22 protein-coding genes are annotated in these 24,535 nt (G+C 70.9%); 14 read left to right on the plus strand and 8 right to left on the minus strand.

From position 1 onward, the window contains the following. Positions 1 to 39: 39 nt before the first annotated feature. Genes EDF51_RS15750 through EDF51_RS15760 form a run of 3 tightly spaced genes read right to left on the minus strand, consistent with a single transcriptional unit; the run spans position 40 to position 3,519 of the window. Positions 40 to 780: a copper homeostasis protein CutC gene (locus tag EDF51_RS15750; protein WP_131881018.1), complete on the minus strand. Its 741-nt coding sequence runs from the start codon at positions 778 to 780 to the stop codon at positions 40 to 42. Continuing rightward, positions 777 to 2,342: a M81 family metallopeptidase gene (locus EDF51_RS15755; RefSeq protein WP_207895506.1), complete on the minus strand. Its 1,566-nt coding sequence runs from the start codon at positions 2,340 to 2,342 to the stop codon at positions 777 to 779. Before EDF51_RS15755 ends, EDF51_RS15750 begins: the two co-directional genes overlap by 4 nt. Next, the gene (locus EDF51_RS15760; RefSeq protein WP_111085915.1) at positions 2,335 to 3,519 is read right to left on the minus strand and encodes an ROK family protein; all 1,185 of its coding nucleotides are present in this window, start codon (positions 3,517 to 3,519) and stop codon (positions 2,335 to 2,337) included. Before EDF51_RS15760 ends, EDF51_RS15755 begins: the two co-directional genes overlap by 8 nt. A 216-nt stretch (positions 3,520 to 3,735) precedes the next feature. Here EDF51_RS15760 and EDF51_RS15765 point away from each other — a divergent pair, with 216 nt between their 5' ends. The 5 genes from EDF51_RS15765 to EDF51_RS15785 all read left to right on the plus strand — a co-directional run bounded on the left by EDF51_RS15765 (position 3,736) and on the right by EDF51_RS15785 (position 10,142). Further along, on the plus strand, positions 3,736 to 5,532 hold the full coding sequence (locus EDF51_RS15765; protein ID WP_131881022.1) for a peptide ABC transporter substrate-binding protein: 1,797 nt from the start codon (positions 3,736 to 3,738) through the stop codon (positions 5,530 to 5,532). Between the two features lie 93 nt (positions 5,533 to 5,625). Beyond that, entirely contained in the window at positions 5,626 to 6,585 is a 960-nt protein-coding gene (locus EDF51_RS15770) for an ABC transporter permease (RefSeq protein WP_131844871.1), read from the plus strand. Between the two features lie 55 nt (positions 6,586 to 6,640). After that, on the plus strand, positions 6,641 to 7,534 hold the full coding sequence (locus tag EDF51_RS15775) for an ABC transporter permease (protein WP_111085912.1): 894 nt from the start codon (positions 6,641 to 6,643) through the stop codon (positions 7,532 to 7,534). Continuing rightward, positions 7,534 to 9,222 (plus strand): ABC transporter ATP-binding protein, encoded by a 1,689-nt coding sequence (locus EDF51_RS15780; RefSeq protein WP_131881024.1) that lies wholly within the window; start codon positions 7,534 to 7,536, stop codon positions 9,220 to 9,222. The genes EDF51_RS15775 and EDF51_RS15780 overlap by 1 nt, the downstream gene beginning before the upstream one ends. Beyond that, complete coding sequence (locus tag EDF51_RS15785; protein WP_207895507.1) at positions 9,219 to 10,142, plus strand: ROK family protein; 924 nt, start codon at positions 9,219 to 9,221, stop codon at positions 10,140 to 10,142. Before EDF51_RS15780 ends, EDF51_RS15785 begins: the two co-directional genes overlap by 4 nt. Before the next feature lie 23 nt (positions 10,143 to 10,165). Here EDF51_RS15785 and EDF51_RS15790 read toward each other — a convergent pair whose 3' ends face one another. Beyond that, on the minus strand, positions 10,166 to 10,882 hold the full coding sequence (locus tag EDF51_RS15790) for a hypothetical protein (protein ID WP_134195596.1): 717 nt from the start codon (positions 10,880 to 10,882) through the stop codon (positions 10,166 to 10,168). A gap of 122 nt (positions 10,883 to 11,004) precedes the next feature. Here EDF51_RS15790 and EDF51_RS15795 point away from each other — a divergent pair, with 122 nt between their 5' ends. The 3 genes from EDF51_RS15795 (at position 11,005) to EDF51_RS15805 (ending at position 15,827) form a co-directional block, all read left to right on the plus strand. Further along, entirely contained in the window at positions 11,005 to 12,291 is a 1,287-nt protein-coding gene (locus EDF51_RS15795) for a HupE/UreJ family protein (RefSeq protein WP_134195598.1), read from the plus strand. Positions 12,292 to 12,405: 114 nt separating this feature from the next. After that, positions 12,406 to 14,541: a metallophosphoesterase family protein gene (locus EDF51_RS15800; protein WP_165918707.1), complete on the plus strand. Its 2,136-nt coding sequence runs from the start codon at positions 12,406 to 12,408 to the stop codon at positions 14,539 to 14,541. Positions 14,542 to 14,777: 236 nt separating this feature from the next. Continuing rightward, the gene (locus tag EDF51_RS15805; protein ID WP_131881030.1) at positions 14,778 to 15,827 is read left to right on the plus strand and encodes a carboxypeptidase-like regulatory domain-containing protein; all 1,050 of its coding nucleotides are present in this window, start codon (positions 14,778 to 14,780) and stop codon (positions 15,825 to 15,827) included. A gap of 16 nt (positions 15,828 to 15,843) precedes the next feature. Here the strand turns inward: EDF51_RS15805 and EDF51_RS15810 are convergent, their stop codons facing one another. Then, complete coding sequence (locus tag EDF51_RS15810; protein WP_131881032.1) at positions 15,844 to 16,326, minus strand: hypothetical protein; 483 nt, start codon at positions 16,324 to 16,326, stop codon at positions 15,844 to 15,846. Positions 16,327 to 16,474: 148 nt separating this feature from the next. On the opposite strand from EDF51_RS15810, the gene EDF51_RS15815 reads away from it, so the two are divergent. The 4 genes from EDF51_RS15815 to EDF51_RS15830 all read left to right on the plus strand — a co-directional run bounded on the left by EDF51_RS15815 (position 16,475) and on the right by EDF51_RS15830 (position 19,394). Continuing rightward, the gene (locus EDF51_RS15815) at positions 16,475 to 17,206 is read left to right on the plus strand and encodes a S1 family peptidase (RefSeq protein WP_131881034.1); all 732 of its coding nucleotides are present in this window, start codon (positions 16,475 to 16,477) and stop codon (positions 17,204 to 17,206) included. 121 nt (positions 17,207 to 17,327) lie between these two features. Then, on the plus strand, positions 17,328 to 18,215 hold the full coding sequence (locus EDF51_RS15820; protein WP_131881036.1) for an SDR family oxidoreductase: 888 nt from the start codon (positions 17,328 to 17,330) through the stop codon (positions 18,213 to 18,215). A gap of 29 nt (positions 18,216 to 18,244) precedes the next feature. Further along, complete coding sequence (locus tag EDF51_RS15825) at positions 18,245 to 18,550, plus strand: Dabb family protein (RefSeq protein WP_165932417.1); 306 nt, start codon at positions 18,245 to 18,247, stop codon at positions 18,548 to 18,550. A 94-nt stretch (positions 18,551 to 18,644) separates the two neighbouring features. Next, a complete protein-coding gene (locus EDF51_RS15830) occupies positions 18,645 to 19,394 on the plus strand; it encodes a hypothetical protein (protein ID WP_131922061.1) in 750 nt (249 codons plus the stop codon). Positions 19,395 to 19,404: 10 nt separating this feature from the next. Here the strand turns inward: EDF51_RS15830 and EDF51_RS15835 are convergent, their stop codons facing one another. Continuing rightward, entirely contained in the window at positions 19,405 to 20,253 is an 849-nt protein-coding gene (locus tag EDF51_RS15835) for a helix-turn-helix transcriptional regulator (RefSeq protein ID WP_123294637.1), read from the minus strand. Positions 20,254 to 20,339: 86 nt separating this feature from the next. Between EDF51_RS15835 and EDF51_RS15840 the strand changes: the two genes are divergently transcribed. Next, a complete protein-coding gene (locus EDF51_RS15840) occupies positions 20,340 to 21,122 on the plus strand; it encodes an SDR family oxidoreductase (RefSeq protein WP_134195600.1) in 783 nt (260 codons plus the stop codon). Positions 21,123 to 21,213: 91 nt separating this feature from the next. Here the strand turns inward: EDF51_RS15840 and EDF51_RS15845 are convergent, their stop codons facing one another. Both EDF51_RS15845 and EDF51_RS15850 read right to left on the minus strand, forming a co-directional pair. Next, positions 21,214 to 22,707, minus strand: coding sequence for a putative Ig domain-containing protein (locus tag EDF51_RS15845; RefSeq protein WP_131881042.1), 1,494 nt, complete (start codon positions 22,705 to 22,707; stop codon positions 21,214 to 21,216). Positions 22,708 to 22,848: 141 nt separating this feature from the next. Continuing rightward, complete coding sequence (locus tag EDF51_RS15850) at positions 22,849 to 23,691, minus strand: helix-turn-helix transcriptional regulator (protein WP_123937270.1); 843 nt, start codon at positions 23,689 to 23,691, stop codon at positions 22,849 to 22,851. Between the two features lie 101 nt (positions 23,692 to 23,792). Here EDF51_RS15850 and EDF51_RS15855 point away from each other — a divergent pair, with 101 nt between their 5' ends. Then, the gene (locus EDF51_RS15855; RefSeq protein ID WP_123339147.1) at positions 23,793 to 24,476 is read left to right on the plus strand and encodes an SDR family NAD(P)-dependent oxidoreductase; all 684 of its coding nucleotides are present in this window, start codon (positions 23,793 to 23,795) and stop codon (positions 24,474 to 24,476) included. The last annotated feature ends 59 nt before the right edge of the window (positions 24,477 to 24,535 follow it).

The following is a 24,535-nucleotide window of genomic DNA, read 5'->3' on the forward strand; positions in this document are numbered from 1 at the left end:
GGCGCGCTGCGAGCTGGCGCAGTTGTTCTGAGACCAGTGTCAGGCGTCGAGGGCGCGTCGCGCGGCCGCTACGACCTCGGCGTCGGTCACGAAGTGCGCGGAACCGTCGTCGGCGCCGCCCATCGGGACCCCGGCGTGGGCGCTGTCCGGCGCGGCACGCTTGGCCGACAGGTGCACGGCGGCGGCGCCCGTCGCGACCAACGCCCGGATGTCGGCCGGGGTGACACCGGCACCGGCCATGACCTGCACGGGCCCGGCGGCGTCGACCATCCGGGCGATCGTGGCAGCGCCGGCTCCCGCGGTGGGGGCGCCGCCGGAGGTCAGCACGCGGGTGAACCCGAGGGCGGCGAGCGTGGCTGCTGCGGCGACGGGGTCCACCGCGTGGTCGATCGCCCGGTGCAGGGTGATCTCGGCGGTCGTGCTGACCGAGCGGGCGGCGTCGACGAAGCGGCGCAGGGCGTCATCGTCGAGGGTCCCGTCCGGGCGCAGCGCACCGACGACGACACCGGCGGCACCGGAGCGCAGGACCGTCCGGACCTCGCGCACCATGAGCTCGACCTCGTCGGGGGTGTGCACGAACCCGCCGGGGCGGCACCGGACCAGCGCGTGCGCCGGGATCCCGGTCTCGTGGGTCGTCTCGACCAGGGCCTGCGACGGGGTCAGCCCGCCGAGCTCGAGCCCGACGCAGAGCTCGACCCGGTCGGCCCCGCCGTCCCGTGCGACGACCGCACCCTGCGGCGAGGTGACCGCGATCTCGAGTGCAACGGGCGAAGGGGTCATGCAGAGGCTCCGAGTGGCTGGTCCGAGGCCGGGATGATCCTGGCGGTCAGGTCCGGGGCCTCGGGGAACACTCGATCGTAGGGGAACATCGGCCGCTCGATCCTGTGGTGCCCGAGGCGGAGCAGGTCCTGGTCGACACCACCCGGGGTGAGCGCGAGCATCCAGTCGGCGGCCATGTCGAACAGCTCCGGCTCGAGGTACCCGATCTTCACCACGACGACGTCGGCCTGCCGTGGTGCGAGGTCGAGGTCGGTGAAGTCGTGCTCGTGGTGGTACGGCTTGCGCAGCTTCGTCAGGATCGCGAAGACGCTGCCGACCTGCAGCACGACCTCGGTCTCGGCGTCGCGGTCGCCGTGCTTGACCGCGTGGACCCGCCCGGTCATGGTGATCGGTCCGGCGTGCACGGCATCGACCGACGCACCGGCGGTCACCGTGACGGTCGCACCCACACCGGCCTCGACCGCGGTCGCCACGGCGGCGGCGCCGGGGACGCTCGCGTAGATCAGGGTGGGGCCGTCGGCGCTCGCGAAGGCCGGGTTCGCGAGCACCTGTGTCAGACCCCAGGTCATGTCGCCGGAGCCGCCCGCGGTGGGGTTGTCGCCGGAGTCGGACACGAAGTAGGGGTGTGCGGCGCCGGGCGCGAGCGCGGCGGCCAGGCACTCGTCGAACGTGCCGGTGGGTGCGACGAAGACGAAGTCCTCGCGGACGTCCCAGAAGGCACGGGCGAGGCGCTCGGCCCCGGCGGCGACGGCGGCCTCGTCCCACCCGGTGACGACGGTGACGGCCTGGTCGCGGGGCTGGTCCGCCCAGGCGTAGCCGACCCAGATCGCGGCGTCGAGCACGCCGTCGGTCTGCTCGACGAGCGGCACCTGGGCGTACAGCGAGGCGGCGGGTTCGAGGCGGGTCGAGGTCTGCTCGCCGGGCAGCAGGACGGGGATCGGGATCCAGGCCTTCACGGGGCGCTGCGCTCCGGCAGGACGCGCGGTGAGCACGTCGACCAGGTTCCGGACGGCACGTTCCTTGGTCTCCATGGCGTCCTCGTGCGGGGCCATCCGGTAGCAGGTGACGAGGTCGACCTGGTGGGCGAGCTCGCGCGTGACGTTGCCGTGCAGGTCCATCGACGCCGACACGATGACGTCCGGGCCGATCACCGCACGGATCCGGCCGAGCAGGTCCGCCTCGGCGTCGTCGAGGCCCTCGACGACCATCGCGCCGTGGATGTCGTACCAGAGGCCGTCCACGTGCTCGGCGTCGACGATCGCGCGCAGTCGCGTGACGATCTCGGCCGCGAGCTCCTCGTAGGACGCCCGGTCCACGATGCCGCCGGGCAGCGCGTGCCCGATGAGCGCCCCGCGGAAGTCCGCCGCGTCCGACATCGCGGACAGGAACGGGTACCGCGCCACGACCTCGTCGCCACGGTCTGGGTGGAACGCCGGTGCGTGGGTGCGGGTGGGGGTGAAGGTCGACGTCTCGATGGCCAGTCCGGCGATGGCGACGACCGGACGACGGGCACCGGCGGGGACGGCGGGGACGGCGGGGGTGGCGGGCACGGTCTCAGACACGGACGCTCCTGTTCCTGGTGGTGGACTGCGGGATGGGGGTGGACAGCTCCTCGAGCGACGCGGCGAGGCCCCGCTGCAGTGCGAACTGCCCGGCACCGACGAGCCCGGCATCGGCACCGAGCGACACCGGCTCGATGGCCAGGTGCTGCGTCATGAGCGGGTGGCAGCTCTCGTAGAGCTGACTGCGCACGGCCGCGATGAACGGGTCGAGGGTGGAGAGGATGCCGCCCAGGTAGACGGCGTCCGGGTTGAAGAAGTTCACGTTGGCCGCGAGCACCTCGCCGAGGTACCGACCGGCCAGGCGCACGGCACGGGTGGCCTCGGGGTGGGCGTCCGAGGCGAGTCGGACGACGTCGGCGGTCGAGGAGACGTCGACCCCGGCGCCCGACAGGATCCGCACCAGGGCAGCTCCGGACGCGACGGTCTCGAGGCACCCGGTGTTCCCGCACGAGCAGGGGGTGTCACCGGCGGCGTCGATCCGCACGTGGGTGATGTCCCCGGCCGAACCCGTGGACCCGCGGTACAGGCGGCCGTCGATGACGATGCCCGCGCCGATCGCCGATCCGGCCTTGATCGTGATGGTCTGCCGGCGTCCCGGAGGCTGCACGCTCTGCTCGCCGGCGGCCATGCAGTTCGCGTCGTTGTCGACGATCGCCGGCAGGCCGAAGCGGTCGGACAGCCAGGCGGCCACCGGGAACCCGTTCCAGCCCGGCATCCGGCTCGGCAGGTCGACGACACCGGCCTCGACGTCGACGGGACCGGGCAGGCTGAGCCCGACCCCGCGTAGACCGGCGCGGCCACGGTCGTCGGCGAGCCGCTCGAGCAGGCCGGCCAGTCGCTGCAGGCCGGCGGTCGGACCGTCGGAGAGTGCGAACGGGACGTTCGCGACCGACTCGAGCGCGCCTCCCGGCAGCACGATCCCGACCCGCGCGTGCCCGCCGCCGACGTCGGCGGCGACCGCGTACTCGTCGACGCCGCCGATGCGGAGGACCTTGCGGGGACGCCCGCCGGTCGAGACGTCGGTGCCCTCTTCTGCGAGCAGCCCGTGCGACAGCAGCTGGGTGACGACGTGCGACACCGTCGACGGAGCGGCGCCGAGCAGTGTGGCGATCTCGGTGCGACTCGCGGCCTGACCCGAGGCGACGAGTTCGAGGACGCGAGCAGAGAGGTCCGTCACGACTTTCTCCAATCCGGGGGAAACGACGGTCGAACCGACCGAACACCCGGAGCCTAACCGGCGGAACGGCCCGTTCACCCTTTCGTCCAAACGGCAGAAACGCAGTTTTTACACGAAGATGTTTGTTTTTCCAACGGCTTTGGCCATTGACTGTGTCCGTGCCGCTCGGCACGCGTGCTCCACCTCCCCAGAACTCCCACGCACCAGGAGACACACATGACCAAGCCCCGCCGCTGGGCGCTCCTCACCGGAGCAGCGATCGCCGTGAGCGCCCTGCTCGCCGGATGTTCCGGGGGCGGTTCCGCCACCTCGAACGCGAATCCGGACGAGATCAACTACGCCCTTCCTGCGAACTTCACGCCCAACTGGATCCTGCCGATCGGCACCGCCGCGCACCTCAACACGAACAACGGTTCCATCGCGCAGTCGCTGTACGAGCCGCTCGTCGCGTACGACGGCTCCACCGGCAAGATCGCGTGGAACAAGGACGGGTCCGTCGCCACGGACGCGGAGTTCGCCGACGACGGCAAGAGCGTCGAGATCACCCTCGGTGACCGGCACTGGTCCGACGGCGAGGCGATCACGAGCCGCGACGTCGAGTTCTGGTTCAACCTGATCAAGGCGAACAAGGACCAGTGGGGCTCGTACTCGAAGGGCAAGGCGCCGGACAACTGGACCTCGTTCAAGACCGTCGACGACACCCACTTCACGATCACGTTCGACAAGGCGTACAACTCGGACTGGATGCTCGCCAACCAGCTGAGCCACATCATCCCGCTGCCGCAGCACGCCTGGGACAAGACGAGCGCGAGCGCCAAGGTCACCGACGCCGACGAGACCACCGCCGGCGCGAAGCAGGTCTGGAAGTACCTGAACACCGCGGCCGGCAAGATCTCCGACTACGCCACCGACGACCTGTGGAAGACCATCTCCGGTCCCTACGGCGTGAAGGCGTTCACCACCGCCGGCAAGGTCACCCTCACCGCGAACACGAAGTACGACGGCGGCGAGAAGCCCTCGATCACGACCGTCAACCTGCTGCCGTTCACGACGGCCGACGCCGAGGTGAACGCGGTCCGCTCCGGCGAGGTCGACTACGGCTACATCAACGCCACGGACATGGACCAGGAGTCCTCGTTCACGGCGAAGGGCTACGAGGTCGAGCCGTGGACCGGCTGGGCCATCACCTACATGCCGTACAACTTCAACAACCCGGACATGGGCGCCGTCTTCAAGCAGCTGTACGCCCGCCAGGCCGTGCAGATGTCGATCGACCAGAAGTCCCTGTCGAAGGTCGTCTTCAACGGCACCGCCACCTCGACCTACGGCCCGATCCCGCAGGCGCAGGAGTCCGACTACGTCTCCGACGTGCAGAAGGACAACCCGTACCCGTTCAGCACGTCGAAGGCCAAGGACCTGCTGACCAGCCACGGCTGGGAGGAGCAGGGCGGCACGATGGTCTGCACCGACCCGGGCACGTCCGACAGCCAGTGCGGTGAGGGCGTGAAGAACGGCACGAAGTTCACCATGGGTGTGCTGTCGCAGTCCGGTTCGACCGTGACCGACAACATGATGAGCGCGATCCAGTCCTCGCTCGCGAAGACCGGCATCGGCTTCACCATCAAGACCGCGCCGGTGTCGAGCGTGCTCTCGCAGACCCCGACGTGCACGAGCGACGAGGCCAGCTGCGACTGGGACCTGTCGTTCTTCGGTACCGCGGGCAGCTGGTACTTCCCGGCCTACCCGACCGGTGAGTCGCTCTTCTCGACCGGTGGTTCGGCGAACTTCGGCAGCTACTCGAACAAGCAGGTCGACGACCTCATCGATGCGACCACCACCTCGACCGACGCCACCGCCGTGCAGGACTACAGCGCCGCGGTCGCGAAGGACCTGCCGGTGATCTGGCTGCCGAGCCCCGACTACCAGATCTCGGTCGTCAAGAAGGGCCTGTCCGGGTTCGACCAGGACTCGCTCGCCAACTTCCACCCGGCCCAGTGGAAGTGGAACAAGTAGGACCGTGACCACGGACGGAAGGCGCGGTGTGCGCCCGACGCGCACCGCGCCTCCCGTCCGCTCCGACGCAACAACCCAGACGACGGAAGCCGCATGACCACAGCTCTCTACCTCACCAGGCGCGTCCTGCAGGCGCTCGCGGTGATCCTCATCGTCACGATCGTGGTGTTCTGCCTGCTGCACGCGCTGCCCGGCGGACCCGCCCGCGGTGTCCTCGGCGTCTCCGCGACGCCCGCGCAGATCACCGCGTTCAACCAGGCGCAGGGACTCGACCAGGCGCTGCCGGTGCAGTACCTGCGGTTCCTCGGCCGTCTGCTCACCGGTGACCTCGGCACCTCGTACACGCTCAACGAACCGGTGTCGCAGCTCATCGCGGAACGCCTGCCGAAGACCCTCGTCCTCACCGGCATCTCCGCCGTCCTCGGCCTCGTCGTCGCGATCCCGGTCGGCATGCTCCAGGCCGCCCGCCGCAACGGCGCGGTCGACTACGCCGCCACCGCGCTGGCCTTCGTCTTCTACTCGACGCCGGCCTTCTTCCTCGGCCTCATCCTGATCATCGTGTTCAGCCAGCAGCTGCCGTGGCTGCCGTCGCAGGCGCCGAGCGGCACCACGCTCGCCGAGGTGTTCCAGGACCCCGCCGGGCTCGTCCTGCCCGTCGTCACCGGAGCGCTCGCGATGATCGCCGTGTTCAGCCGCTACATGCGGGCCTCGACGCTCGAGAACCTGCAGGAGGACTACGTTCGCACCGCCCGCGCCGGTGGTGCCTCGACGATGACGATCCTGCGCCGGCACGTGTTCCGGAACTCGCTGACGCCCGTCGTCGCGATGCTCGGCTACTACCTGCCCGTGCTGTTCGGCGGTGCCCTCGTCACCGAGCAGCTGTTCAACTACCCCGGCATGGGGCTCCTGTTCTGGAACGCGGCGCAGTCGTCGGACTACCCGACGCTGCTCGGCTGCGTCCTCGTCATCTCCATCGCGACCGTCATCGGCACCCTGCTCGCCGACGTCGCGCAGTCCCTCATCGACCCGCGAGTGAAGGCGAGCCGCGCATGACCGCCGCGTCAATCATCGACACTGCGTCCACCCATGACGTGAAGGCGAGCCGCGCATGAGCGCCGTACAACTGGCACCCGAAGCACCGGGCGCTCCCGTCACCGTCGCGGCCACCGGGTTCCGGCTCGCCGCCCGTCGGTTCCGCGGCAACACGCTCGCCGTGATCGGCCTGGCCGTGATCGTCGTCATCGTCCTGTTCTGCTTCGTCGGGCCGTTCCTGTACCCGACCGACCAGACCCACACCCTGCTCGAGCAGGCGAACCAGGGTCCGAGCGCGGCGCACTGGCTCGGCACCGACGCCGTCGGCCACGACGTGCTCGGCCGGCTGATGTACGGCGGCAAGGTCTCGCTCATGGTCGGCATCGCCGCCGGGGTCCTGGCCACCGTCGTCGGTACCCTGTGGGGTTCCGTCGCGGGCTACGTCGGCGGCTGGGTCGACGCGCTGATGATGCGCGTCGTCGACGCGGGCATCGCGATCCCGGCGCTGTTCATCCTGCTCGTCATCTCGGCCATCACGACCCCCGGCGTCGCCGGGCTCATCCTGATCCTCGGGCTGGTGTCGTGGCTGGTGCCGTCCCGCCTGATCCGCGCCGAGACCCTGACGCTGAAGAACCGCGACTACGTGCTCACCCTGCGCGCGATCGGCGGCTCGCACGCCCGCGCGATCGGCAAGCACCTGCTGCCGAACTCGGTGTCCACGATCGTCGTCGCCGCCACGTTCCAGGTGGCCGACGCGATCCTGCTCGTCGCCTACGTCTCGTACCTCGGGCTCGGCGTGCAGCCGCCCGCGACGGACTGGGGCGGCATGCTCTCGGCGGGACTCACCGCCGCGTACTCCGGACGCTGGTGGCTCATCGTGCCGCCGGGTCTGGCCGTGATCCTGATCGTCTGCGCGTTCAACGCCGTGGGCGACGGACTCCGGGACGCCTTCGACGTGAGGGGCCGCTGATGACCACCGAACCGATCCTGCGGACGACCGACCTCGGCGTCTCGTTCAGCACCGAGTCCGGCACGGTGTCGGCCGTCCGGGGCGTGTCCCTGTCGGTCGCGCCCGGCGAGACGCTCGCCCTGGTCGGCGAGTCCGGCTCCGGCAAGTCCACGGTCGCGCTCGCCGCGATGGGGCTGCTCTCCGGCAACTCGACCGCGACCGGCAGCGCGCTCGTCGCCGGTCACGAGGTCGTCGGTGCTCCCGAACCGTCGCTCCGTGCCCTGCGGGGCTCGACGGTGTCGATGGTCTTCCAGGAGCCCGCGACGGCCCTCGACCCGCTCACCCGGGTCGGCGCGCAGATCGCCGAGGTGATCCGGAACCACCGAACGGTCACCGCCGCGCAGGCCGCGGCCGAGGCCGTCGACCTGCTCCGCCGCGTCGGCATCCCCGACCCCGAGTCGCGCACGCGGTCATTCCCGTTCCAGCTGTCGGGTGGGCAACGCCAGCGCGTGGTGATCGCGATGGCGATCGCGAACTCGCCGAAGCTGCTCATCGCGGACGAGCCGACGACCGCCCTCGACGTGACCGTGCAGGCCGAGATCCTCGAACTGCTCCGGAAGCTCGCCGTCGACACCGGCACGGGCGTGCTGCTCGTGACGCACAACATGGGCGTCGTCGCGGACTTCGCAGACCGCGTCGCGGTCATGCTGCAGGGCGAGATCGTCGAGACCGGCAGCGTCGAGGACGTCCTGCTCCGTCCGGAGCACGAGTACACGAAGCGGCTGCTCGCCGCGGTGCCGCGGCTCGACGTGGCGGGCGACCGTCCCGCCGCCCCGGTCGACGCGGGGTCCGCTGACGCGGCGGCCGGGAGGCCCGGTGCGGCCCCGGTGGTCGACCTGCGGGACGTCACGGTGACGTTCGGGCGCGGGGCGCGCGCCGTCCACGCGTTGCAGGGGATCGACATCGCCGTGCACGCGGGCGAGACGGTCGGCCTGGTCGGCGAGTCCGGCTCCGGCAAGTCCACCGCGGCCCGGGTGGCGCTCGGGCTCATCACGCCGACGTCCGGCACGGTGTCGCTGTTCGGGCAGGACCTGCGGACCGCGAAGGGCCGTGACCGCCGTGCACTCCGCGCTGGCATCGGCGTCGTGCTGCAGGACCCGGTGGCCTCGCTCGACGCCCGGATGTCCGTGGCGGAGTGCATCGCCGAACCGCTCGCCGTGCACCGCCGTGGGATGTCGTCGGCGGACCGTCGCCGCCGGATCGACGAGGTGCTCGACGCCGTCCGGCTGCCGCGGTCCCTCGCCTCGCGTGCACCTCGCGAGCTCTCGGGCGGGCAGCGCCAGCGGGTCTCGCTCGCCCGTGCCCTGGTGCTCGAGCCGCGGTTGCTCGTCGCCGACGAACCGACCTCGGCGCTCGACGTCAGCGTGCAGGAGACCGTGCTCGAGGTCCTCGGTGAACTGCAGGACGACCTGGGGTTCGCGTGCCTGTTCGTCTCGCACGACCTGGCCGTCGTGCAGCACTTCGCCGAGCGCGTCGTGGTGATGCGCCAGGGTGTCGTCGAGGAGCAGGGCACCACCGGCACGACTCTGCTCCACCCCACGACCGACTACACCAGGCGCCTGCTCGCCGCCGTACCCGTGCCGGACCCCGTCCTGCAACGGCAGCGCCGGACGGAGCGTCTCGCCTCGCTCGCGGCGGTGACCGCGTGACCCGGGTGATCGCCGGCGTCGACGTCGGCGGCACGAACACCAAGGTCGTCCTGACGACCCCCGACCTCGAGGTCATCGACCGCGTCGACCTGCCGACGCCCGCCCACGCGGGCGGGGCGGCGATCGTGACGGCCGCCGTCGGGGCGGTGACGGGCCTGCTCGTCCGGCACCGGGCCTCCTTGACGGGTGTCGGGGTGGGCGCGGCCGGCGTGGTCGACGCGGCCACGGGCACCGTCCTGGTGACGGGCAACTCGTTCACCGGCTGGGCCGGTTACGGCGTGACCCGCGCGGTCAACGACGCCCTCGGCGTGCCGGCGACGCTCGACAACGACGTGAACGCGTTCCTGCTCGGCGAGATCGCCACCGGTGCCGTCGCGGGGGAGTCCGACGTGCTCGGGATGACCCTCGGCACCGGGGTCGGCGGTGCGTTCGTGCTCGGCGGACGGCTGTTCGCGGGGCCGCGCGGCGCCGCCGGTGAGATCGGCCACGTGCCGGGCTTCGGTGACGCGCTGTGCACCTGCGGACAGATCGGACACCTCGAGACGATCGCGGGCGCGCGTGGCATCGCCGACCGGTACGCCGAACGATCCGGCCGGCGGCTGTCGGCGCGTGACGTCGCCGTCGCCGCACGCGCCGGTGACACGGACGCCGCTGCCGTCTTCCAGGCCGCGGGGTGGGGCCTGGCGCGCGCCGCCCTGCTCACCGCGGGGATCCTCGACGTCACGACGATCGTGATCGGCGGCGGCATCGCGCGGTCGTGGGACCTGCTCGAACCGGCCATCACCGCGGCGATCGCGGCCGAGCCCCCGGTGAGCGGTGCGACGATCCGGTTGGCGCAGTCGACCCTCGGGTCGGACGCCGTGGCGCTCGGTGCCGCGTCGCAGGTGCGCGCGCTCGTGCTCGAGGCCGAGCCGGCGTAGCGACGGACCCGGGGCGGGTCGGGTCAGCGCACCCAGACGACGATGCCGCGCAGGTCGTGCAGCACGGCCGCCAGACCCGCGCGCAGCGCGCGGTCGGCGCGCTCCTCCGTGAAGGTGGACGGGTCGTAGTGGCTCGACGGTCCGAGTCCTTCGCCACGGAAGCCGCCGCCGGTCCAGTCCGCGGCCGTCACGTTCGACGTCGGCTCGGCGATCTCGGCACCCACGACCAGGAACTGCTGGTGGAGCGCCGTCGGCGACACCGCGGCGAGCGGGTCGACCATGTGGTTGCCGACGCTGATCACCAGGTCGGACCGCTCGTCGATCGCCCGGGTGACCGCCGCGATCCGGTCGTCGGCGTCCGTCGCCGACACCCTCGTGACGGTGACGTCCTCGTCCGCCGCCCACGACGCGACGGCGTCGAGCAGGGTCCGGGTCGGGGCGTCGTCGGCGTCACCGGCGTCCGACAGCAGCACGACGTCGTAGTCGTCGGGGGCGTGGACCCCGGACCACGAACCCGGCTCCGGGTGGATGGTGGCCTCGGGTGCCGGCGGCTGCGTCGGGTCGGAGAAGCCCGCGCCGAGGGCACCGGCCGTGGCGTGCGCCGTCGCCGACGTGCCGGTGCCGGCTCCTGCGTCGGTCCCGCCGGGTGTCGCCGAGCACCCGGACAGCAGGGCGACGCCGGTGCCGACGAGGGCGACGGTGGTCAGCAGGACGGTCGTCCGGGCAGCGAGGCGGGTCACTGCATCATCGAAACACGTCGGTGTGCCGCACCGGGCCGGCTCCGGCGGCTGTCCGGCACCTGTCCCACTGCTGGTCACCACCTGTTCACCTGCCGGTCGTCCGAGGGCCGGATCGTCTGCGCGTGCCTTCCGGAACCCCCGTCGCGCTGCTGCGCGCCCGCCCTGCCCGTCCGTCCCACCCGTCCGCGCTGATCGCACGGGTCGTCGCCGCGCTCCTGCTGCTCGGGGTGGTCGTCGTCGGCGTGCTGGCCGGGGCGTCACCGGCGTCGGCGCACGGCTTCAGCTCGGTCGTCTACGCGAAGGTGACGTCGACGGAACCGACCGTCGTGCACGCGGAGCTCGGGCTCGAGTACGACCTGATGCTCGTGTCGGTCGCCACGAGCGAGCACGACGACGCATTCCACACGCAGGGGCAGAAGGCCTGGGACGACGGCGACTTCCCGGGGATGGTGTCGGCGGCCGAGGCGCACACCGACGCGCTCGGGAAGTACGTGTTCGACCGGTTCTCGGTGTCCGGCGCGGGTGGGCAGGCCTGCACGGGCGTGCTCGGCGACAGCGTCACGGTCGACCTGCAGGACGAGGTGCCGTACGCCCACGTGACGGCGGACTTCACCTGCCCGGAGCCGTCGGAGACGCAGACCGGACACGTCGTGACGTCGACGTTGTTCCCGGACAGTGAGACCTTCGTGCGCGACACCAAGACGATCGTCACCTACGACGTCGACGCGAAGCAGGGATCAGCGACGCTCGACGCTTCGCAGCCGTCGTTCTCGACCGAGCAGTCGGCCGGGCAGCGCTTCTGGGAGTTCTTCCGCCTCGGTGCCGAGCACCTGCTGACCGGCATCGACCACATCCTGTTCCTCGTCGCGCTCATCGCCGGGTCACGGCGCCTGCGCGAGGTGGTCTACACCGCGTCGGCGTTCACCATCGCGCACTCGATCACGTTCATCCTCGCCGCGCTCGGGGTGGTGAGCCCGCCCGCGATCGTCGTCGAGCCGCTCATCGCCCTGTCCATCGCCGCCGTGGCCGGCTGGTACCTGTGGCGGCTCTGGCGGCGCCGGTCGCGCGCCGACGAACTCGTGGTCGGTGAACACGGGCACTTCTCGCTCGACCGGGCGGGCTGGACACGCCTGGCCGTCGTGTTCGCGTTCGGGCTGATCCACGGGCTCGGGTTCGCCGGGGCGCTGGGCATCCACGAGGCGTTCTCGTGGCAGCTGCTCGTGTCGCTCCTCGTCTTCAACGTCGGCATCGAGGCCGTGCAGCTCGCGATCATCGTCATCGTCTTCCCACCGCTGTCCCTCCTGCGTCGGAAGGCCCACCGGGTCTCGCTCTGGGTCACCGGAGTCGTGACCGCCGGGGTGTTCGTGATGGGGATGATCTGGTTCGTCGAGCGGCTCGCAGCGGGATGACGGTGGTCCGCTCCTGAACAGCGACGACTTGTCACTCAGCGTTTACCAAGACGTTTCGCAGTGCATGCAGAGTCTTCCGTGCTGCACCATCCCACGTCTGAGAAACGGACCACCATGAGTCTCCTGTCCGGCGCCACCACACGGCGCAGAACCACCACCCTCCGCGTGTGCGGAGCCGTCCTCGGGGCCGCGCTCATCGCCGGCGCCTCGATGGTCGGCACGAACGTCGCATCCGCCGCGACGAACACCCCCACCACCAACATCTCCACCGGCGGCCCGCTCCACATCCTGCTGGGCGTCGGTGCCACCGAGAGCCAGCGCATCGCCTCGTGGTACTTCCCGACGAACGTCGCGCAGTCGCTCGAGATCCAGAAGACCGCGTCGATGACCGACGGGGTCTTCACCGACGCCAAGTCGACGATCGCCGCGTCGAAGGCCGCCAACACCGCAGTCGACACGAGCACGACGGACTCGAACACGAAGAGCATCGACGGCATCGCCGCCGAGTCGGGCTACATCAACGCCCACGCCACGATCTCGGACCTCGAGCCGAACACCTCGTACACGTACCACGTCGGTGCGGCGGACGGGTCGGCCTGGTCGGCGTCGTACACCTTCACCACGAAGAGCTTCTCCGGCGACTTCGACTTCCTGTTCTTCGGTGACCCGCAGATCGGTTCGTCGGGCTACGTCGACGACGACGGCGCCGGCTGGGCGGACACGCTGCGGTACGCCACGACGACCGAGCCGGACGCCGAGCTCCTGGTCTCCGGTGGCGACCAGATCGAGCACGCCAACAACGAGTACGAGTGGGGCGCGTTCGCCGACAGCAGCGACGTCCTCAAGCGCTACCCGTGGGCCTCGACCATCGGCAACCACGACGTCGGCGGCAAGGCGTACGAGCAGCACAACCAGGTGCCGAACTCGCTCAAGGTGCCGGACTTCTACCCGGGCGGCAACACCACCGCGAACTCGGGTGGCGACTACTGGTACATGTACAAGGGCGTCCTGTTCATCGACATCAACTCGAACGCCTACGCGGCCGGATCGGACGCTGCCCACGTGAACTACGTGCGCGACGTCATCAACCGCTACGGCGACGACGCGAAGTGGACCACGCTGGTCTACCACCACTCGATCTACTCGCCGGCCGACCACGCGAACGACAAGGACAACCAGCAGCGCCGGTTCGACTTCACGCGTGCGTTCTCCGACATGGGTGTCGACCTCGTCCTGCAGGGCCACGACCACTCCTACTCGCGCAGCTACGCGATCAAGAACGGCAAGAAGGCCAACGTCAACGAGCAGCCCGCTGCTCCCGAGGTCTTCTCCGGCCCCGGCGGCGTCATCTACATGACGGCGAACTCGGCCTCCGGCTCGAAGTACTACGACCTGACCGCTCCGGACGCCACCCAGAGCGGCTACGGCGCAGACCCGCTCGACCCGACCGGCAAGCGCCACTGGGCCAACTCGGTCGAGAACCAGGAGCACGTCCGCTCCTTCGTCAAGGTCTCGGTCACCGACGAGAAGCTCTCCGTGCAGGACATCCGCGCCGGCGACTGCACCACGCTCAACTCGGCGGTCCAGCACGGCAACGTCGACAGCTGCGGCGTGACGCTCCAACCGACCGCCACCGCCGACCCGGCCGCGATCGGTTCGACCGTCGACCAGTTCGACCTGCACGCCACGCTGCCCGCGACCGCCACGACGCTCGCGGTCTCCGCCGCGTCGCAGACCGTCAACGCGGCGAAGCCGGCCACGGTCACCGCGACCATCGCCGGTGGCATCGGCAAGCAGCAGGGCACGCTGACGGTCTCGGACGGCAAGAAGGTCCTCGGCACCGTCCCCGTCAAGAACAGCACCGCGACCATGACGCTCCCGAGCGCCCTGGCCATCGGCACGCACTCGCTCACCGCCAAGTTCGTCAACGCGGACTCGACCTTCTCGGGCACCGACTCGGCGACCGCGAAGGCCACCACCGTCACCGTCACGAAGGCCCCGTCCCGGACGGCGCTCAAGTACAGCGGCGGCAAGGCGACCGTGCAGGTCAAGGCCACGGGCTTCACCGTGAACGGCACCGCGCGGATCTACCAGGGCACGAAGCGCCTGGCGACCGTCACCGTCAAGAACGGCAAGGTCACCTCGGCGCTCGCGCTGAAGAAGGGCACGCACAAGCTGCACGCCGTCTTCGCCGGCACCGACAGCCTGACGACGAGCACCAGCCCGGTGCAGTCGATCGTCATCAAGTAACACCAGCGCACCAGCGCACCAGCGAAGGCCCCGCGACTCCGGTCGCGGGGCCCTCGTGCCGCGCGGCCGCAGGTCTCCGTGGGATCGATCGGCTCCGAACGCGTTGTGTGAGCGTTCGGTCACAGATGGTGCTTGTGAGCGATCGGTGACAGCGACCGCGCGCTCCGCGCGGGTCGCGGCTACGCTCCACACCACCGGGGCCAGGGGCGGCCCCACCAGGGGACCAGGGGCACACCATGACGGGACGACGACGCGCGACGGTCGGGATCACGACCGCACTCACACTGATCGGCGTGCTCATCGCGCCCGTCATCGCGCCCGTCACCGCGGCGGTGGCCGCTCCGGACGACGGTGCGCTCACCGTCATGCTGACCGACCCGGAGAAGCGGCCGCTCGCGATGGAGGGCGTGGTCGTCGACCTCCGCACCCCGGACGGCAGCACCGCTGACTCGGCGACGAGCGACCGCCGCGGCCGGATGACGTTCGACGCGGTCCCGGCAGGCACCTGGACGCTGCACGGTGAGCGCGAGGGCTCGTACGGCTTCGACGACGTGGTCCCGGCGGAGCGGACCGGCGTCGTGGTCAGCGCCGGCGGGCACGAGACCGTCGTGGTCGTGATGCGGCGGGGTGCCTCGATCGGCGGCACCGCCCACAACCCGTACGGCGCGGACCTGTCCGGCGCAGCGGTCGTCGTCCGTGGCTGGAACACCGGCACCGTGCGGCGGACCGTCACCTCGCCCGACGGTCACTACTGGGTGCACGGCCTGCCGAGCGACGACTACAGCGTGCAGGTCAACGCGCACGACGAGACGCTCGACTCGTGGCCGGCGTTGCGCAACGAGTCGTGGGGCTTCCACCGCGATCCCGGCTCCACTGCGGAGCGCTCGTACGTCCGGGTCGCGCACCAGGCCGGGGGCCGCACCGAGACGGTCGTGGACGGCATCGATGCGAGCTCGACCCGGGGCGTCACCCTGACCGGGATCCTCAACCCGCAGCTCGACACCGACTTCACCGGCGCCACCGTGCACGTGTACGGGGAGTCGATCGGCAGCACCTTCGACACGCACCTGAGCTACTGGTCGCCCGGTCGGGGCGGGACCTTCGGCGCAGTCCTGAGCCCCGGACGCTACAAGGTCGAGGTCGTCGGCTGGTCGCCGACCCAGCGCCGGTACGTGTCGTACTGGTACGGCGGTGAGGGCAACCGGCCCGTCGCGGACCGCGCGGCGTCGCACACGATCGTCATCCGCGACGAGAGCCGGTCGATCTCGTTCTGGAGCACCCACTGACGGGGCCGCTGATCCGTCAGCCGGCGCGTCCGTCGGTGGGTGCCGGCTCGGTGATGCGTTCACCTGTCGTCGGGTCCCAGCCGACCGTGCGGGGTTCGGCGGGTCGAACGCGGCGCTCGGTCTTCGGGAAGAACCCTCGCGTGGTCGGCAGGTAGCTCAGGACCGTCGCAGCGACGAGGGCGATCGGGTAGAGGAAGCCCACGGCCCCTGCGCCGAGCACGAGCCCGACCACGGTGTTCACCACGGCGAAGCCGGTCACGATGGCGAGCCAGAGCCGTGCGGACCCCGATCCGCGGGCCATTCGGATCGCCAGCCAGACGAACAGGGCCGCGAAGGCGAGGCCGATGAACGCGCCGACCAGTGCGACGGCGAGCCCACCGTTGGTGTTCACCACCGCGACGACCAGGAACCCGAGGCGGACGAGCACCACAGCGCACCAGATGCCGGACGCGATGGTGACGACGGTCGGGCGCGTCCTCCGAGCGGTGTTCGTGCTCATGTCGCTCCTTCGGTTTCCCGGTCGACACGATCCTAGGGCGGCCCCGTCCGCCGAAGTGCGGACTGGCGCGGCCCCCGAACGAGGGTCAGGATGCTGACCAGTTGCACAACGCAACGGGTCAGGTGCTTCCCCCGACAGAGGAGTCGTCATGAAGAAGTCCATCGCAGCCGCGTTCGCCGCCGCGGCCGTCATCACCGCGGGCGTGTTCGCCGCGTCACCCGCCTCGGCACTGCCGGCCAGCACGAAGGTCGTCGGTGGCGAGAAGGCCCCCACCACCTCGTGGGCCGTCCAGCTCGAAGCGTCGGGCGGCTCCATCCCGTCGGGCTACGTCAGCAACTGCACGGGCGAGCAGATCAACGCCTCGTGGATCCTCACCGCCCGTCACTGCATCGACGGCATCGGCGCGATGAACGTCTACCACTCGAACTCCACGACCAACCGGGGCACGGCCGTCGCCGTCGACCGAGTCAGCGCCTCGCCCGCGGGCGACATCGCGCTCGTCCACCTGCGGACCGCCTACTCGCTGTCCACCTACGCGCCCCTCGACCTCACCGCGACCGCCAAGTCGAGCGGCACCGGCACCGTCCAGGGCTACGGCCTGCGCGCGAACGCGACCCAGTCCGACGGGCTCTACCAGGCCACCGTCTCGCTCACCGGTGCGAGCACCGATGCGTACAGCGGTCGTGCGCAGCACCTCACCGGCGTGACCGGCGCCTCGAACCACGGCGACTCCGGCGGCCCGCTGCTCGTGAACGGCAAGGTCGTCGCCGTCTGCTCCACCGGTGACAGCGCCGACCCCGGCGCCGACACCAAGGCTGGCTCGAACTACGCCCTGCTGTCGCAGGCCTCGTCCTGGATCCGGACCACGGCCGGCGTCTGAAGCGACTGATGGACGGGAGGCCCGTGGCGACGCCGCCACGGGCCTCCCGTCAGTCATCAGCCGTGTCCCAGGACCGCAGCGGCTGAACGCGCGTCCACGCGCGACGACGACAGTGGAACGCATGAGCCAGTACGACAAGCGCGACCCGAACACCCTCTACCCGGCCCCGCCGTACCCGAAGCAGGAGCAGTCGCTGCCGGGTGCCGCGTGGAAGATGGACCCGAAGCCCGACCACGGCGAAGAGAGCTACGTCGGCCGGGAACGCCTCACCGGCTACCGGGGCATCATCACCGGCGCCGACTCCGGCATCGGTCGCGCCGCCGCCATCGCCCTCTCGCGTGAGGGTGCCGACCTGGTGCTGTCCTACCTGCCGGACGAGCAGGAGGACGCCGAACAGGTCCGCGACCTGCTCGAGTCCGAGGGGCGTCGCGCCGTGCTCTTCCCCGGGGACATCTCCGACGAGCAGTACTGCAAGGACCTGGTGCAGAAGGGCGTCGACGAGTTCGGCGGCCTCGACACCCTGGTCATGGTCGCCGGCCGGATGGACAGCAACGAGGACATCCTGACCCTCGACACGTCGATGTTCGACTCGACGTTCAAGACCAACATCTACTCGCTGTTCTGGCTGACCAAGGCAGCGGTGCCGCACCTCGAGCCGGGCTCCACCATCGTGACGACCGGTTCGATCCAGGCGTCGACTCCCTCGGCCGACAAGATCGACTACGCCGTGTCGAAGGGTGCGATCAAGCTCTTCACCGAGGCCGTCGCCCAGCAGCTCGCGCCGAAGGGCATCCGTGTGAACTCCGTCGCCCCCGGACCGGTCTGGACGCCGCTGCAGCCGGGATCCGACGACGCCGAAACCGTGTCGCACTTCGGCGAGACCTCGCCGTTCGGTCGGCCCGGACAGCCGGCCGAGCTCGGTGCCGCGTACGTGCACCTGGTGAGCCCGGAGTCGAGCTACCAGTCAGGGTCGACGATCACGATCGCCGGCGGAACGCCCGCGTTCTGATCGGCGTCGTGACAGACGAAGGAGACCACGTGTCAGGAGTGACGCACACCGTGCTGGTCGAGTGGGACGGAGCGGACCGGTCGTCCGAGGCCGACGCCCTGTCGCGCGAGCACCTGCCGCGGATCGACGGTGTCGAGTCCGTGCAGTCGGGGACGAGCGTGAGCACCGAGCGTCTGGAGGGCGGGTTCCACTGGATGCTCGTGGTCCGGTTCCGCGATCGGGCAGCGCTCGCCGGGTACCTGCCGCATCCGGAGCACCGGCCGGTGGCGGAGTTCATCGGTGGTGCGAGTGCCCGGGTCGTGGTGTTCGACGTCGAGGACGCAGCCGCCAAGTAACGCTCTGGTTGCGATGGACGCCGGGGGGCCCGTTGCCCGTCGGGCGTCGACGTACGGTGGATTGCTCGACATCCGCCGTCGGAGGGAACAGACGATGCCCGGCAACCAGAACCCGCGCGTGCAGGACGGTACGAAGCCACTGCTGGACGACGGTGGCGGCCTTGTGAAGGGTGCCGTCCGGACCACCGGGATCATCATTGCGCTCATGGCATCGACTGTGCTGGCAGCATGCTCCGGAGCGCCGGTTTCGACGCCGACCCGGACCGTTATCGCGACCGCGACCGCGAGTGCCGTCGCGCCGCCGGAGCCGACGGCAGACACGAGCACGCCGACCCCCACCGCGACGGAGGCGGCGTTCAGCCTGTCGGACCCCGCCACCTGGACGATCTCGGCGGAGGAGGTCGGCCCGATCGCCCTCGGTGGCGAACTCCAGGGGGAGATCGACGACCTGTCTGCGGCCTACACCCGCAGCTCGGATGCGTGCCCGGCCAGCCCGGAGACTTCGTTCTGGGAGAGCGCCGATGCGCCTTGGCTCGCTGTCGTCCCGCGCGGCGGCAACGTGGCCGGTGTCGCCGTCGGCGGTCTGAGCCCGGAACCGGTGACGACGAACTCGCCCGAGACCGCAGCCGGGATCGGTGTCGGCACTGCGCTGGCCGAGGTGCAGTCCGCGTACCCGGACCTGCAGTACACGGGCACCTACGGCGAGGAACAAGGACCGTTCTCGCTGTGGAGTGTCCAGATCGGCGGAAGTTACATCACGTTCCAGCTCGGGGAGGACGGCGCGACGGTCGGCATGATCTGGGTGGGTGCGGTCGCCATGCCGCCGTACGAGTACTGCGCCTGACGGGCCGTCGTTACCGACTGGGGGAATCGACACCCAGCAGGCCGAGGAGCGCGAGCGCGTCGGCATCGGGTGACCCGGGCGGGGCCGTGTAGAGGACGAGGTGCTGGTCCCGATCCGTCAACGCGAGGCTGTCGCAGTCGACCGTCACCGCCCCCACCGCTGGGTGGTCGAACGTCTTGGTGAGCACCGGTGTCGTCTGCACGTCGTGGCGATCCCACAGGCGCGCGAACACCGGGTTGCCGTCACGGAGTTCCTCGACGAGACCGACGACGTCAGGGTCGTCCGGGTACCGCGTTCGGCTCGTCCTAAGTTGCATGACGACGTGCCGCTGAAACTCGGCGCCGTCCGAGATTCCGTAGGGCCGAGCTGCCTGGTGGACGGCTTCGGTCGGGAAGGCGCGGCGGGCGAGGTTCCGGTCGGCCGGTGCGAGCAACGCGAAGTCCTCCATGAGCGCCGCCGCGAGGGGGTTCCAGGCGAGGACCTCGAAGCTGGCGGACAAGACGATCGCAGCGGTCTGCGGCAATCGTTCGACGAGCGCGAGGATGCTCGGGCGCACGTCACGCTGGACTCGGCCGACCTGCAACGGTGCCGTGCCGGACAAGGCGTGCAGGTGCTCCGACTCCGCCGATGTCAGCAGGAGCGATCCTGCGATTCCGGCGAGTACTTCTGCTGACGGGCGGGGCGCACGCCCCTGCTCGAGCCGGACGTAGTACTCCGTGGAGATGTGGGCGAGGACCGCTACTTCCTCACGGCGGAGGCCAGGCGTCCGGCGGCGCGACCCGGTCGGCAGTCCGACGTCCTCGGGGCGCAACCGCTCACGTCGTGAGCGGAGGAAGGCGGCGAGTTCCGGCTTGTCCATGACCCGAGTCTCCACCGGTTCCGGCCGGAGATCCTGGTACCGCTCGTACCTGTATCCGCACGCTCCCTCGGCGTGACGCTGAGCGCATGACGAACGACATCACATCCAACCCGATCGGCCTCTTGTCCGACAAGGTCATCCTCATCACCGGCGCGAGCCGTGGCATCGGCGCCGCGGCTGCTCGGCTCTTCGCGGATGAAGGCGCCCGTGTGGTCCTCGCTGCCCGCAGCGCCCACGCACTCGAGGGGATCGTCGCCGAAGTCCGTGCGGCCGGGGGCACGGCAGACGCTGTCGCACTCGACCTCGCGGACCCGGACAGCATCCGCGCGGCCGTCGAGCAGGTCGACGAGCTGCACGGCCGACTCGACGGGGCGTTCAACAACGGCGCCGCGATCCAGCAGCCCGGACCGCTCGACACCACCAGCGACGAGGACATCGATACCCAGTTCGCCGCGAACTTCCGCGGTCACTGGGTGGCGATGACCGCCGAGGCCGCGCTGATGCGTCGCTCCGGCGGCGGCGCGATCGTCAACACGTCGAGCATCGGCAGCCGCCGCGCGAACCCGGCGCTGCCGGCGTACGGCGCGATGAAGCGCGCACTGAACAGCATCACCGAGACGGCCGCGGTGACCTGGGCGCCCGAGCACATCCGGGTGAACGGGATCACGCCGGGTGGCACCGCGACCGAGATGATCGAAGCGTGGGAGGCGGCGACGCCTGGCGTCACCGCCCAGATCACCGCTTCGGTCCCACTCGGGCGGATGGCTGAGCCAGCGGAGGTCGCCGAGGTCGCCGCGTGGTTGCTCAGCGACCGCGCGGCGATGGTGACGGGGGCGATCGTTCCGGTCGACGGGGGTGCCGGGGCCTGACGCCCACCGCTACGCTGGAAGCACGACGGGCCGGCTACCGGAACGTCGCCAGCCAAAGGCCCCGCTTGCGGGGCCTTTGTTCGTGCACCCGTCAGTGCTGCTTCCGGCGGCGGACGGCCTGCAGTGCGACGACCGCGGCACCGATGACGGCGAGACCGCCGGCCCAGGGGAGCAGGTGCATCGCGTCCGACCCCGTGTAGGCGAGCTCGCCCGTGGTCACGGTCGGAGTGGCGACCGTGCCCGTGGGGGAGACGGCCAGAGCCGCGGTGGGCTGGACGTCGACCGCGAAGGCGGTGGCGAACCCGCTCGAGGCGACCTCGAGGGAGTGCGTCGACGCCTCGGGGAACGTGACGTCGGTCGCGACCCACGGATCGCGGCTCGGCGTGATGACGTCGGAAGGGTGATCCGAGGTCACCGTGAACGGCACCGGGTAGCCGTCGGCGTCGTCGACCTCGTTGCCGAAGCGGTCGACCAGGTGGCCGCTGACGAGCAGGGTCCCGCCCTGGTCGATGGTGGGCTGGCCGCCCTCGAACCCGGCCCCGAACCCGATGTACCCGCCGTCGGGCTGACGGGTGGTCTCGTTCTCGAACGTCCAGACGGTGCCGTCGCGTTCGATGACCCAGCTGGTGGAGTGCGCGGTGAGGAAGGTGTCCTTGTCCTCGGCGGTGACCTCCACGCCGAGCGGTGCGGCGGCGTCGATCGTGATGTTGACGTACTGCGACGCGGTCGTGGTGCCGCTCGTCGCGACGATGCGGAACGCGTAGGTGCCGGAGTAGCGGGGTTTCCCGGAGAGCGCGCCGGTGGCGTGGTCAAGGGACAGGCCGTACGGCAGGTACCCGGACTCGTCACCGTCGTCCTCGCTCGCGTACGGATCGTCGAGCGAGTAGTAGGCGGCCGAGTACGTCGGTGCGGGGAAGCCCTCTGCGGCGAACGTGTGGGTGAAACGCTCACCTGCGACCGCGGAGAACGTGATCGGGTCGTCTTCGGTCGAGGCCTCCGGGAAGGCCGCCGCGTGCGTGACGACGGCCGTCGTGGTCGTCGCGGACTCGTCGGTGTCGCTGGTGATCGTGACGCTGATGGTCTTGCCGGCGTCCGCGGCAGCGACGACGTACGAGTCGGTGGTGGTCGGCAGGATCGCGTCGCCGCTGGCCCACGTGTAGGTCAGCTCGCCGGTGAAGTCGTGCCCGGTCGCCGTCAGGGTGCTGCCGACGGTCGCGTCCCCGGTGATCGTCACGGTCGGCGTCGCGGCCGGTTCTGCTGTGACGGGCGCGGTGGGATCGGGGGTCGCAGTCGCGGCCGGCGTGCTGACCGGCAGGGACGGTTCCGCGGTGGGATCAGCTGTCGCCTCGGCCGTCGGCGTGGACGTCGCCGCGGGAACCGGCGGAGCCGACTCGTCAGCGCCGTCGGCCGTGCTGTCAGTGCCCTGCGCCGGGGACGCGGTCGCGGTGCTCGTCGGCGCGACGGGCTGCTCGTCGGCGAAGGCGGTCGTGGCCGTCAACGCGCCGAAGCCGGTGCTCAGGCCGATGACGGCGATGGTCGCGCCGATCGCGCAGGCGCGTCGAAGTGTTGCAGTGCTGTGCTGCACGGGTGGTCCCCTCGGGTGTGCAGTCCGGCAGGAGACCGGACGTCTGAGATCGCCGGAAGCCGGCGCTCTCGGATCGTAGCCAACCTTGGAACGGGCTGAGGGCCACGTCGCGAGCATCCCCCACGAATTGGGGGCGAGTGCTCACTCCACCAACGACTGCGTCCCCAGCACGATCGCCAGCGCCAACCGCTCGGCGTCCACCGACCTGGGCACCGCCGTGTACGCCAGGATCCGCAGGTCCTCCGGCCCGACGACCAGGGTGTCGCAATCGAGTGTGATGAGCCCGACGTCGGGGTGGTCGATCACCTTGCGGCGGGCCGTCTCGCCCAGGGCCGTCGCACCCGAGTCCCACAGTTCGACGAACCGCGGGCTCGCCGCCCGCAGGTCCCGCACGAGCTGCTGCAACTGCCGGTCGAGCGGGTAGCGGGCCGCGGTCATCCGGAGTCCGGCGACCAGGTTCTCCTCGAACGCCGCCTGTTCCGCGGGCGTGTGCACGGCGCGGCTGCCGGCACCGACCAGGTGCCGCCAGGCGGTGTTCCGTTCGTTCCCGCGCATCCCGCCGATCGGCCCCATCAGGGCTTCGTGCGGAGCGTTGGTCACGAGCAGGTTCCCGGCGGCGTCGAGCACCGCGACCGGGGTGTCCGCCAGCCGGTCGAGCAGCCGCTGCACGCTCGGCGGGATCCGCGACGGCACGACGTCCGCGCCCGGGGCCGCGTGCCCGGCGAGCCGGTACAGCAGCTCGCGTTCGGCGTCCGAGACCCGGAGGGCACGCGTCAGCGCCTCGACCACCTGGGCGGACGGCGACGTCGCGCGACCCTGCTCCAGGCGGGTCAGGTAGTCGGCGGAGATCCCCGCGAGGCCCGCGAGTTCCTCACGCCGCAGTCCCGCCGCCCGACGTCGTGGCCCGACGGTCATGCCGGCCGCAGCCGGGGTGACGTGGTCGCGGAGCCGTCGCAGGGTGTGCCCGAAGTCCGTGTCCGCCATGCCCCCAGTCTGCGCGCACGTCGCGGCCGCGTCCTGGCCCCACCAGTCCTACGACAACCGGGCGACTCCCTGCCGACCGCGTCGAGCGTGACGCTGGACCCATGACAACGACACTCATCACCGGCGCCACCCGTGGCCTCGGCAAGGAAACCGCCCGCCAGCTCGTCGCAGCCGGCCACACCGTCTGGATCGGCGCTCGCGACGCCGACCAGGGAGCGGCCGTCGCCGCCGAGATCGGCGCCCGCTCCGTGCAGCTCGACGTCCGCGACGACGACTCGGTCGCCGCAGCCTTCGCGCACATCGACGCGAACGGCGGCCTGGACGTCCTGGTCAACAACGCCGGCATCGCGATGTGGGGTCTCAACGGACCGGACGCGCTCGCCGTGTTCGACACGAACGCCGTCGGCATCGTCCGCACGACCGAGGCCGCGTTGCCGATCCTGCGCCGATCGGCCAGCCCCCTCGTCGTCAACGTCGGCAGCGCGCTCGGCTCGTTCACGGCGGTCCACGACCCGGACAGTGCGGCGTCGACCGTGCAGGCCGCGGTCTACGGCGCGAGCAAGTCGGCCGTCTCGATGCTCACGGTGCAGTACGCCCGCATCGCACCCGAGGTGCGCTTCGTGGTGCTCGAGCCCGGCTACACGGCGACCGAGCTCGGTGGGGTGCCGAACCCGCACGGTCGCCCCGTCGAGGTGAGCGCGGCGACCGTCGCGGCCGCCGCGAGCGTGGGCCCGGAGGGCCCGACCGGCGTGTTCCTGGAGGACGGCCAGCCGCTCGGGTGGTGACGTCGTGACGGACTGGAGGCACGGTGCCAGCTGGCACCGTGCCTCCAGTCCGCCGTGCG

The organism is Curtobacterium sp. PhB25 (assembly GCF_004365375.1).
In the GTDB taxonomy this organism is placed as follows: domain Bacteria; phylum Actinomycetota; class Actinomycetes; order Actinomycetales; family Microbacteriaceae; genus Curtobacterium.